We start from the raw sequence: 10,521 nt of genomic DNA, 5'->3' as shown, positions 1-10,521 counted from the left end.
ATGCTGGGCCGCGACAGCGTCGTGGGTGGCGGCGCGGCGCTTGCCGACGGCATCGCGCCGACCGACGCCGCCGTCCTCTTCCCCGGTACTGCTTCAGTGCTTGAAATCGCGGCTTTCCGGACGGTCGCCGCCGCCAGCACCCGGTTTCGCAACCTGATGGTCCGCCATGAGCAGGCGCTGCTCGCRCAGGCACAGCAGTCCCTGCTCTGCAACACGCGGCACCCGGTCGAAGCCCGGCTGGCGCGCTGGCTGCTGCGTGCCCGCGACCTGTCCGACAGCGAAGCCCTGCCCCTGACGCAGGAATCCCTGGCGCAAATGATGGGTGTGCGGCGCAACGCCATTTCGCTGGTCGCGCATGCACTGCAGAGGTCCGGCATCATTCGCTATGCCCGCGGCCGGATCGTCGTCACCGACCTGCGCGCGCTGCAATCGATGTCCTGCGATTGCTATTCCGCCGTGAAGGCCCACTACGCCCGCCTGCTGGGAGCCCTGCGGTGACGACAACAGCCTCGATACGACCGTTCTGGAGGCCCGCCGCACGCGGCGCAGCGCGGGCGATCAGCGGGGGCGGACATCTTGTCCCAATTGCCAATATATCCCGACGGGAAGATGATGGAACTTGCCCGTGCAAGGAGCAATTTAGCTGGTAACGCTCCGGCTCAGACGACGGGAGGCAGCTTTGGAAACGATGGTGCGTCCTACCAACGGTTTCTTGTCCGCGCTCTCGGCCGATGACTATGAATTAATCCGCCCGCATCTGCGCACGATCGATCTGCCGCACGACACGGTGCTGATCGAGACCGGCGACACGCTCACGCGGGCCTATTTTCCTCACCGCGGCGTCATCTCGCTGGTGGTGAAGCTCGCCAAGGGAGAGCATGTGCAGGTCGCCATGGTCGGCCGCGACAGCCTGCTCGGGACGCTCTCGACCATGGGCGATGCCTGCGCGTTGAACACGGCGATCGTGCTGGTTCCCGGCGTTGCGTCCGTCATGGACCTCGACCGGCTGCGCGTCGCCGCCGATCAGAGCACCACCCTGCGGACGTTGCTCACGCGCCACGGGCTGGCGGTCTATGCGCAGGTTCAGCAGACCGCGGGCTGCAACGCCGCCCATCCGGTCGAGGCGCGGCTGTCGCGCTGCCTGTTGCACACCCACGACCTGTCGGGCGACTACCGGCTGCTGCTGACCCAGGAGGCCATGGCGCAGATGATCGGGGCGCGGCGCAACAGCGTCTCGCTGGTCGCCAATACCTTGCAGCAGGCCGATTTCATCCACTACAGCCGCGGACACATCCAGATCATCAACCTGGACGGGCTGCGGCAGACGGCGTGCGAATGCTACGCCACGGTAAAGGCCCAGTACGACAGGCTGCTCGGGTCCTGACGCCGCGCCAGGTACGCCGCCCCAAGACGGCCCGTGGTAAACCAACCGCTTACGGCGGCCTGCAAACATCGCGCGTCCCGCTACCGGAACCGAAATCAGAATGGGGGTAGACCTGACGAATGCGCGCGCCCGAGGGCCGCGACGCGCACCACCGCGGGCAATCGGGACCGAGCCATGTTTGAAGCCAATTTCGCCACTGCGCTCGATGCCGAACCCCTGCGGGAGCCGAACGCATTCGATGCCCTGGTGCGCGAGATCGGCGAAGACGGCGCCGGCGAAGTCCGCGCCGTGTTCTGGAGCGAGACCTGCGCGCGCCTGACGCTGTTTCGGACATTGGGACTCGCGCAACACCGCGCCAGGTTCGCACGCGAAGCGCATTCGCTGAAAAGCGCAGCCGGGACGTTCGGCTATTGCCGGCTCGCGGCGCTGGCGCTGCGGCTGGAGCACAGCGCGGAGACGGTCGGCGAGGCCGAATTCCGCGACCTTCTGGAGCGGATGGATGCAGCCTACGCCGCCGCCCGCGCGCAGGAGCCGCAGGCCTAGCGAAGCGCGTGCGCAACCCCGCCGTACTTCTACGGTTTGGGATTTTCACAGATGGCTAATCATAGGTGGCGATAGTCGCGGCAAACCAGGAGGGTTTCCATGTTCACCTATGAGACTGCGGACCAGAAAGAAGTCCGTCGCTTCCGCATCGCTCAGTTCAACGGCCGGATGGCGACGGTGAAGGCGGGCGAGTCGACAGTGACGGGCTTCGTCCGTTCGGTGCTCGAGCAGGATTCCAGCATTCCCCCGCGCTGGATCATCACGATCATCCCGAATGGGCCGAAGGAAGAGCCCAAGCAGCTGCGGCCGACCTCACGCGTGCGCCCGTTCGCCGAAGACTATTTCTGAGCGCGATCGGGGTCCAAGGCTTTTTCAAACCTCGTTCTCAAGGCCTCTTTCTTAAGCCTTGGCCGTGCCGCCGCCCGGCGGCACACCACAAGAACCTCAATCGATCGAATGCAACAGCGCCGCACGGACAAGGTCCGCGGTGTTGCGCGCGCCGAGCTTGCGCATCGCCTCGGCGCGATGGCTCTCGAAYGTGCGCGGGCTGATCTGCATCCGCAGCGCGCCCTGCTTGTTCGAATAACCCTCGCTGATCAGCCTCAGCACCTCGCGCTCGCGCTTGGTCAGCCGCTTCTGGCCCGTCAGGCCCAGCAGCTCGGGGCTCGCCACGCGTTGAGCCTGCGGCGCGCGGCCGGCCTTCAGCTCGGCGTCTCCGGCCTTGGACGCCGCCGGCAGGCCGCCCTTGTGGGGCCCGGCAAGCTGCTTGACCAGGCCGCAAACGCGCTCGGTCTGCGCCAGCGCATTCTCCACCACCCGCTGCAAATAGGCGCGGTCGCCTGCGACCGGGGCGAGCTGATCGCTGTGATGCTTGATCTCGCCCATGTAGAGCAGGAGTGCGGTCAGGGGGCCGTTGAGCTCGCGGGCGATGGCAACGGCCATCTCGTCGGCCGCCTTGGCGCGAGCGGCATTCAGCCGGACGAAATCGAGCTCTTCAGGCGGAGAAGCGCTGCTTTCGTACCATTCCGACGGCCGCGAATCAGTGGCCGTATCATTCTGTGACCCCATGTCACTCGTTTATCGGAACCGGGGGTGGTCTGTGGTTAACTTTTTGCTCCGTAAGACTACGGTAATTTTGTCAGTTTTGTGCTGAAACGCTGGCATCGGCACAATTTATGCTTGCGCTGCACCCCACCGGACCGCGCAGGGGTTGATAAATCCGCCTGCATCGGAGGCAGACGAGCGAAATCTTAACGATCGCCTCGATGCCCGATCTCCGGGCCCCCCGGACTTTACGGATAAATTAACAGTAACTTGTTTCTCTCAGGCTGAGTTGAGAGCGCGCAAATGCCTCCTCGCATTGGGCCGGCAGGCCTGCGGGAATCGCTGCGGAAGATTGCGTGCCATGAACGAGATCGACCAGCTATCGGAGTTCTTGCAGAAGCTGACGCCGCTGTCGCGCAGCTGTCTGCTCAGCGAGCTTGAGCGGCTCGAGCTGTGCGGCATCGACATGCCGGGCTCGAGCGATATCCAGGCCAAGCTGCGCGCCGAGTTCCGCAAGGACGGATCGACTCACGCCCGCGCCACCAGTCCCTCGCGCTATTTCTTCGCGCCGCTCGAGCTGCTGCTGATCGACGGCGCACCCGAGCACGCCAATGCGGGACGGATTTCGCGCAACACGCTCACCCCGATCTGGGAGTGGATCTGCCGCGACCTGCTGCCGACCATGGCGCGCGACTACATCAAGGCGATCAACGACCAGGTCGCGGCCAACAATCCCAAGGAAGTGCTGAAGATCGCATCGACCTTCCAGACCAAGGTCCTCAAGGTTCTCGAGAACATCCTCGCCTCGCCCGACGGCACCGAGCAGGCGCGAAGCAAGCTCGCGCAATACACCGCCTCGCGCACCGCCTTCGACGACGTGACGAAGATGCAGCACGTGCTGCGCGCCGGCGATGCGCTGCCGAAGTTCAACGCGAAGCTGCCCGAGAAGATCGCGAAACTCGACGACGGCCAGGTCACCCAGATCACCGCGCAGCTCGATGCCTTCAGGAAATCCCACCCGCAGGCGCTACCCTTCGCGCTGGCGCTGCTGGCGAGGCGCCTGAAGACATCCTGGCAATTGGTGCGCCTCGCCACCAAGCCCGCCGCCAGCAAGAACGCCGCCGACGTCGCCGCGACGCCCTATGCTTGCGTCGTCCCGATGGTGCTCGACCGGCTCGACGACAAGCGCCTCGCGCTTCGCATCGCGCTCCGCCACAACCGGGTCCTCGTCGCGCGCGACCTGCTCGCCGATATCTACGACACCGAATATGCGCTCAAGGTCCGCATCGACGGCATCGAGCAATCGGAATGGGGCATCCGGCTGCAGCAATTGATGGACGCGATCGCGGCGCTGGTGTCCGCCGAGGTCAGCCGCTTCCCCTCCAACGTCGGCCACATTCTCGGCTCGCGCCGTTTGCGCAGTCACGACACGCTGGGTGGCAAGCTGAGCTATCTGGCCTGGAAGGGGCGCGACGCGGTGCAGGACGGTGCGGCGGTGTTTCGCAAACTACTCGGACAAAGCTAGAACTGGAAAAGTGCGCAGCGGTTTTCCGACAAGATCGTGAGCAGACAACAAGGCGCGTCAGTGCGGCGCGCGCGGCAGGCACAGGAAGCGATCGAGAAATCGCCCTGACAGCACGAACCTGAACCACCAATACATCATTCGCCGCGTCGTCATTGCTGCGATCCTTCGACAGCCCACCACCGGCTATAGCGACCATTAGCGCAGGTGCAGCAATGCACATGTGATGTGTTTCACATTTGCCGCCGGCGCGCGCCGGCGCTTTGTCGCGGAACTGTCACGAGCGCAGCCGATATATGCCCGTATCGCGCGAAAATGAGTTCTTCGGCCTGGCCCGTCGCTCCTATCTTCGGCCGCACCGCATGGCGCGATGGAAGGAACCCGCGATGAGATCGATCCGACTGACACTGACGACGATGGCCTGGCTCGTGGGCGCGCTGGCGCTGACATCGACGACGATGGCGCAGACCGCGCCGCCTGCAAGCAATGCCGAGCCGACCGCGGACAACGCCGTCCTGCTCACGGTCATGTTCAAGCACGACCAGTCGCGCCCGCTCAACGAGCTGAACGCGCAGCTCGACAAGCAGGGCTTCTACAAGGCGTTCCCGCCGCCGGGCGTGGAGGTCGTGAGCTGGTACGTGATGATGGGCATCGGGCAGGTGATCACGCTGCGCCTGCCGGCATCGCGGCTGCGCGAGGTCAATCGAATCATCGAGGATACCGCATGGGGTCCCTACCGCACGGAGTTCTATCCGACCTACGATTATAAGGCAGTCGGCATGACGCAGCACGACAAAGCCACCCGCAACTGATACCGGCGTTATTGAATTGGGCGAAGCCCGATCGGCTTCGTCCAATTGCAGGACAGTGGCTGCCGCTCACGCATGTCGCGCGAGCCGCGAAAATCTCTCGATATTGCCGCACCTCCGAGCGCGACGAGCAGCCAGATGTAAAAACTTCTTCAAGACAATCCGGACAATTTTAAAAGAGATGGGGGCTTTAACGTTACCCGGACAATTCAACAATTACGCTGAAGCTCTCCATATTTGAAGCCCTCCGCATCGCTAACACACCGCCACGGAACGGGAGTGGCTTGCGATGAACGATGGGATTGTAGAACTCGCCGGACGGAGGGCAGTAACCTTCGGACGGCGAAAGGTGACGCCGCGCGCCTGCGTCGCCGACGGCAAGCGCCACTTGCGCGCGTTTCTCGCCGAGGTGCTCGAGGATCTCGGCTTCGTCACCAGCGAATGCGCCAGCGCCGACGAGCTGCAAACCGTGCTGACGAGCGAATTGCCGGACTTGATCCTGCTCGGCATCGCCGCCGACGGCATCGAACCGGGAAAATTCCTGGAGACGCTGGTGCGCGGGGCGTTTGACGGCAAGGTTCTGGCCGTCGGCGCCCGCGAGTCGATCATCGTCAAGGCCGTGCAGCAGGTCGGCGAGGAATACGGGCTTGCGATGCTGCCGCCGCTCACCACGCCGTTTGCCGCGGAGACGCTGCGCGAACGCGTCGCGATGCTGCTGCCGGAGGAGCCGGCGCCGAGCCCGGCCGTGCATGTCGGCGAGGCCCTGCATGCGGGCTGGCTCGAGCTCTGGTACCAGCCCAAGATCGACGCGCGCACGCTGGTCCGCTGCGGCGCCGAGGCGCTGGTGCGAATGCGGCATCCGACCTGGGGCGTGGTGCCGCCCGCCTACTTCATCCCGGAGGCGCATGACCCGCATTTCCGCGGCCTGTCGGAGTTCGTGGTCGAGCGCGCCGTGCAGGACTGGCATTACCTGCTGGAGCGGCAGAGCCCGGTCGATCTTTCGATCAACCTTCCGGCGTCCTACCTGAAGGAGCCGCAGGCCGTGCGCGATCTCTGCCGCCGCGTGCCGACGCATCCGGCCTTCGGCGGACTGACGATCGAGATCGCCAGCGACGAGGCGATCCGCGATCTCGAATTTCTCACCGAGGCCGCACGCGAAATCCGCTTCCACAATATCGGCCTGGCGATCGACAATCTCGGCGCCGACTGGCCGGGGCTGATGGGTCTGGACAGGATTCCCTTCATCCAGCTCAAGGCCGACCGGCAATTCGTCACCGGCTGCGGCAATGACCGCCTGAAGCGGACGGTGTGCCGCCACATCGTCGAGCTCGCGCAGGGCTGCGGGGTGCGCACCGTGGCCGAAGGCGTCGAGAGCCGCGCCGACCTCGTGTCCGCGAACGAGCTCGGTTTCGATCTCGTGCAGGGCTATCTGTTCGGCAAGCCGATGCCGCTGAAGAAGTTTGCGAGGAGCACGCTGACGCGGACGGTGATGGGAGGGAATGAATGAGGCAGCGGCCTCACGCAAACCGCCGCGCGAAGAAGACGCAGACGACCACGAGCGCGGTCGCTGCGATCATCTCCCCATCAAAGATAGCTCTCCTAGCGGCAGACCCAGGCGCCATTGACCAGAACGCGGGTGCACGTCGGTGCCGCGACAGCGGCGCCTACGGTCGCTGCACCTACGGCTGCTCCACCGACTACGGCGCGGCGCGTCGTTCGCCGCGCGACGCCAGCGACACTCGCCGGGGTCGCTGGTCGCCCTACGCGGGCCTGTGCGCTCTGAATCGAGAATGAAACACCATCCTCCTCCGACCACTGCACCGAGCCCATGGCTGCGCAGGCAATAACGGCGCCGGCCAACCAAAAATGTGTTCCGTGTCGCATGACGTCCTCCGTCCCTTGGCCAAAGTTTCTGCGGATTTCTGTCAGTCGAGTGAGGATGCCGATCACCGTCCCATCAGCGAAACGGGCAGACCAGCCAGGCGGATACTGTCACTGTGATCGCGAAATAGCGCACGCGATGCACCGAGGAGATAACTCTCCCATCCAGAGGGACACTGCGTGCAAGAACAGACGTTGATCTAGATCAACGTTGGCGGTCGCATGACTACCGCGCCAGGTGATGGTCGCGCCAATGACCGGATGGAAGCGCGTTCGATCAAGGTCATCAACTTCAGACCTTGGTCGGGATGCACCGCCTCACGCATACCGCCGCGCGAAGAAGACGCAGACGACCACCAGCGCGGTCGCGGCGATCATGCTCCATGCGACGGGCTCGTGCAGAAGGAAGCCGGCGAGCGCGAGGCCGAAGAACGGCTGGAGCTGCTGCAATTGACCGATGCGCGCGATGCCGCCGATCGCGAGCCCGCGGTACCAGAAGATGAAGCCGACGAACATGCTGAACACGGAGACGTAGGCGAGCCCGATCCATGCGGGGACGCCGACGCCTGCCCAGGCCGGCGGCCAGGTCAGGACCGCGACCGGCACCATCAGCGGCATTGCCAGCAGCAGCGCCCAGGAGATCACCTGCCAGCCGCCGAGACGGCGCGACAGCGCGGCGCCTTCGGCGTAACCGAGCCCGCACAACACAATCGCGGCGACCATCAGGAGATCGCCGGTGACTGATGCGGTGCCGTCGTTCGAGAGCGCAAAGCCGGCCACCGTGGCGCTGCCGAGGATCGCGAACAGCCAGAACAGCGGCTGCGGGCGCTCGCCGCCACGCAGCACACCGAACACGGCGGTCGACAATGGCAGCAGGCCGATGAAGACGATCGAATGCGCCGACGTGATGTGCTGGAGCGCGAGCGCCGTCAGCAGCGGAAAGCCGAGGACGACCCCGAGCGAGACGATGGCGAGCGCAGCAAGATCCTTCCGCGCCGGCCACGCCTGACGGAGCAGGCCGAGCACGGCCGCACCGATCAGCGCGGCAATGACGGCGCGCGCGGAGGTCAGGAACAGCGCGGAGAAGCCGCCGACCGCGACGCGCGTCGCCGGCAGCGAGCCGCTGAAGATGATGACGCCGAGAAGTCCGTTGCCCCAGCCACTGCCCGCGGATTGCATGTCGCCTCGCTCTCTTGGGCGACGATCCTCGGCCCGAAGCGGTGGCGAAACCAGTGACAATCCAATACAATCTGGTCAAATTGTACTGGTATGGAAGGTCATACACTTGGGCGGCGAGACGCGAACGAAGGGACGGGGCGGAACGCGGACCGTCGACGTGATCAGCGCGATCCGGGCCAAGATCGCGGGCCGCGCGCTCGGTGCCGGCGACCGCCTGCCGTCGATCCGCAGCCTCGCCACCACGATGGGGGTTTCGCCCTCGACCGTCGTCGAGGCCTATGATCGCCTGGCCGCCGAAGGGCTGATCCGCGCCCGTCGCGGCTCGGGCTTCTATGTGTCGCCGACGGTGATGCCGCCGCTGGCGCTTGCCGAGGTCGAGCCGCGCCGCGACCGTGCCGTCGATCCGTTCTGGGTCTCGCGGCAGTCGCTCGATGCCGACGCCGCGGTGCCGAAGCCCGGCTGCGGCTGGCTGCCGCCGGACTGGATGCCGGAGGCCGCGTTGCGCCGTGCGGTGCGCGCACTCGCGCGCACCGAGGCGAGCCTGCTGACCGACTATGGCAGCACGCGCGGCGCGCTGCCGCTGCGGCGGCTTTTGCTGGCGCGCCTCGCCGAGGACGCGATCGAGGCGTCGGTCGACCAGCTCATGCTGACGGGCTCGGGCACGCAAGGAGCCGATCTCGTCTGCCGCTTCCTGCTCCGTCCCGGCGATACCGTGCTGGTGGACGATCCCTGCTACTTCAATTTTCGCGCGCTGCTGCGGGCGCATCAGGTGAAGATCGTCAGTGTGCCCTACACGCCGTCGGGCCCGGACGTCGCGCGTTTCGAGGCGATCCTCGCCGGCGCACGGCCGCGCCTCTACATCACCAATTCCGCGCTCCACAATCCGACCGGCGCGACGCTGTCGCTTCCGACCGCGCACCGGCTGCTGACGGCAGCCGCAGCGCACGACCTGACCATCATCGAGGACGACATCTTTGGCGATTTCGAGCCGGAGCGCTCGCCGCGCCTTGCCGCGCTCGACGGGCTCACCCGCGTGATCCGCATCGGCAGCTTCTCCAAGACGCTGTCGGCCTCGGTGCGCTGCGGCTACATCGCCGCGCGCGCCGACTGGATCGAGCATCTCGTCGACCTCCAGGTCGCAACCAGTTTTGGCGGCCCGAGCCCGGTGTCGACCGCGATCATCGCCAACGTCCTGGCCGGCGGCCGCTATCGCAAGCACATGGACGAGCTCAGGCAAAAGCTCGTACGCACCCGGCGTGATGTTGCTCGGAAGCTCCAGGCCTTAGGCGTCGAGCCCTGGCTGATGCCGCGCGGCGGCTTCTTCCTGTGGTGCGGCCTCGCCGCCGGACAGGATGCCACCGCAGTGGCGCGTGCCGCGCTCCAAGAGGACGTCGTGCTGGCGCCGGGCAATGTGTTCAGCGTGTCGCAGACGGCGCCGGACTTCATGCGGTTCAACGTTGCGCACATGAACGAACCGCGGATGTGGGACGTGCTCCGGCGGGCGCTGAAGGCCCAGTCGAAATGACCGGCCGCTAATACAACGGCTCCTCATACACAGGTTGGCCGTCGAGCAGCAGCCGCTTGATGGCGGCGCGCCCGGACGGCAGCACGGACGCGACCACCCGCAGCTTTTGCTGGTTGCGGGCCTGCTCCAGCTTCTTGCCCTCGCCTTCGGGCACGAAATAGCTTTCCAGGCCGTAGTGGATCGTCAGCTTGTCGCAGAAGGCGCGCCGGGGCGAGCCGCAGGACGCGCCGTAGGCGAGGCGGCCGCGGATCAGCACCTCGGGAGCCGTGACCGGCACGGGCTCAGCGTGCACCGAGACCGCCTCGTAGAGACCATTGGCATTGGGCGCGAGCTTGACGAACACGACGGGATTGCGCTCGGCGGCCGGCTGACCGGCGAGCGCGCCTGCCGGCAATTGCGAGATGTCGTAGCGCAGCACGACATAATCGCCGCGCAGGAGATCGCGGGGGTCGACAGGCTGCGTCTGCAAGGTCACCTCACGGCCGTTGCGCAGGATCTGCATGCGATCGGCGACCATCAGCACCAACAGCACGCATTGGACCAGGATGGCGACGCCAAACAGCACGGCTTTCGGGATGCGCTGCCAGAGTTTCGTGACGGACGGGATCATCTCTGTCATCGCTCGGTCCTCGGC

Annotated in this window: 11 protein-coding genes; 8 read left to right on the top strand and 3 right to left on the bottom strand. The window is 65.7% G+C overall.

Annotated elements, in window-relative coordinates:
* The 4 genes from ACXJL8_RS22260 to ACXJL8_RS22245 all read left to right on the top strand — a co-directional run.
* Positions 1-498, top strand: a 498-nt coding sequence (locus tag ACXJL8_RS22260; protein ID WP_456685593.1) for a Crp/Fnr family transcriptional regulator, incomplete at its 5' end; no start/stop codon positions are given.
* Positions 499-688: 190 nt separating this feature from the next.
* Positions 689-1,384: a Crp/Fnr family transcriptional regulator gene (locus tag ACXJL8_RS22255; protein WP_456623238.1), complete on the top strand. Its 696-nt coding sequence runs from the start codon at positions 689-691 to the stop codon at positions 1,382-1,384.
* Positions 1,385-1,558: 174 nt separating this feature from the next.
* Positions 1,559-1,927 carry an Hpt domain-containing protein gene (locus tag ACXJL8_RS22250; protein ID WP_456623237.1) on the top strand — a complete coding sequence of 123 codons (369 nt, stop codon included), beginning with the start codon at positions 1,559-1,561 and terminating at the stop codon, positions 1,925-1,927.
* 99 nt (positions 1,928-2,026) lie between these two features.
* Positions 2,027-2,275: a hypothetical protein gene (locus ACXJL8_RS22245; RefSeq protein ID WP_456623236.1), complete on the top strand. Its 249-nt coding sequence runs from the start codon at positions 2,027-2,029 to the stop codon at positions 2,273-2,275.
* Between the two features lie 96 nt (positions 2,276-2,371).
* Here ACXJL8_RS22245 and ACXJL8_RS22240 read toward each other — a convergent pair whose 3' ends face one another.
* Positions 2,372-2,995 (bottom strand): LuxR C-terminal-related transcriptional regulator, encoded by a 624-nt coding sequence (locus ACXJL8_RS22240; RefSeq protein ID WP_456623235.1) that lies wholly within the window; start codon positions 2,993-2,995, stop codon positions 2,372-2,374.
* 337 nt (positions 2,996-3,332) lie between these two features.
* Here ACXJL8_RS22240 and ACXJL8_RS22235 point away from each other — a divergent pair, with 337 nt between their 5' ends.
* The 3 genes from ACXJL8_RS22235 to ACXJL8_RS22225 all read left to right on the top strand — a co-directional run bounded on the left by ACXJL8_RS22235 (position 3,333) and on the right by ACXJL8_RS22225 (position 6,809).
* Entirely contained in the window at positions 3,333-4,496 is a 1,164-nt protein-coding gene (locus tag ACXJL8_RS22235) for a hypothetical protein (protein ID WP_456623234.1), read from the top strand.
* Positions 4,497-4,879: 383 nt separating this feature from the next.
* The gene (locus ACXJL8_RS22230; protein ID WP_456623233.1) at positions 4,880-5,305 is read left to right on the top strand and encodes a hypothetical protein; all 426 of its coding nucleotides are present in this window, start codon (positions 4,880-4,882) and stop codon (positions 5,303-5,305) included.
* A 286-nt stretch (positions 5,306-5,591) separates the two neighbouring features.
* Entirely contained in the window at positions 5,592-6,809 is a 1,218-nt protein-coding gene (locus tag ACXJL8_RS22225) for an EAL domain-containing protein (RefSeq protein WP_456623232.1), read from the top strand.
* Positions 6,810-7,501: 692 nt separating this feature from the next.
* Here the strand turns inward: ACXJL8_RS22225 and ACXJL8_RS22220 are convergent.
* Complete coding sequence (locus ACXJL8_RS22220; protein WP_456685592.1) at positions 7,502-8,362, bottom strand: DMT family transporter; 861 nt, start codon at positions 8,360-8,362, stop codon at positions 7,502-7,504.
* Positions 8,363-8,468: 106 nt separating this feature from the next.
* Between ACXJL8_RS22220 and ACXJL8_RS22215 the strand changes: the two genes are divergently transcribed.
* A complete protein-coding gene (locus ACXJL8_RS22215; RefSeq protein ID WP_456623230.1) occupies positions 8,469-9,887 on the top strand; it encodes an aminotransferase-like domain-containing protein in 1,419 nt (472 codons plus the stop codon).
* A 7-nt stretch (positions 9,888-9,894) separates the two neighbouring features.
* Here the strand turns inward: ACXJL8_RS22215 and ACXJL8_RS22210 are convergent, their stop codons facing one another.
* Positions 9,895-10,506, bottom strand: coding sequence for a GDYXXLXY domain-containing protein (locus tag ACXJL8_RS22210; RefSeq protein WP_456623229.1), 612 nt, complete (start codon positions 10,504-10,506; stop codon positions 9,895-9,897).
* Positions 10,507-10,521 lie beyond the last annotated feature (15 nt).

It is taken from the genome of Bradyrhizobium sp. P5_C11_2, assembly GCF_054049755.1.
This window is presented reverse-complemented; position numbering and strand designations above follow the sequence as displayed.

Coding starts and splice junctions, on each gene's coding strand:
- ACXJL8_RS22210 (WP_456623229.1), bottom strand. CDS start 10,506: ATGACAGAGATGATCCCGTCCGTCACGAAACTCTGGCAGCGCATCCCG.
- ACXJL8_RS22245 (WP_456623236.1), top strand. CDS start 2,027: ATGTTCACCTATGAGACTGCGGACCAGAAAGAAGTCCGTCGCTTCCGC.
- ACXJL8_RS22220 (WP_456685592.1), bottom strand. CDS start 8,362: ATGCAATCCGCGGGCAGTGGCTGGGGCAACGGACTTCTCGGCGTCATC.
- ACXJL8_RS22235 (WP_456623234.1), top strand. CDS start 3,333: ATGAACGAGATCGACCAGCTATCGGAGTTCTTGCAGAAGCTGACGCCG.
- ACXJL8_RS22230 (WP_456623233.1), top strand. CDS start 4,880: ATGAGATCGATCCGACTGACACTGACGACGATGGCCTGGCTCGTGGGC.
- ACXJL8_RS22250 (WP_456623237.1), top strand. CDS start 1,559: ATGTTTGAAGCCAATTTCGCCACTGCGCTCGATGCCGAACCCCTGCGG.
- ACXJL8_RS22225 (WP_456623232.1), top strand. CDS start 5,592: ATGAACGATGGGATTGTAGAACTCGCCGGACGGAGGGCAGTAACCTTC.
- ACXJL8_RS22255 (WP_456623238.1), top strand. CDS start 689: ATGGTGCGTCCTACCAACGGTTTCTTGTCCGCGCTCTCGGCCGATGAC.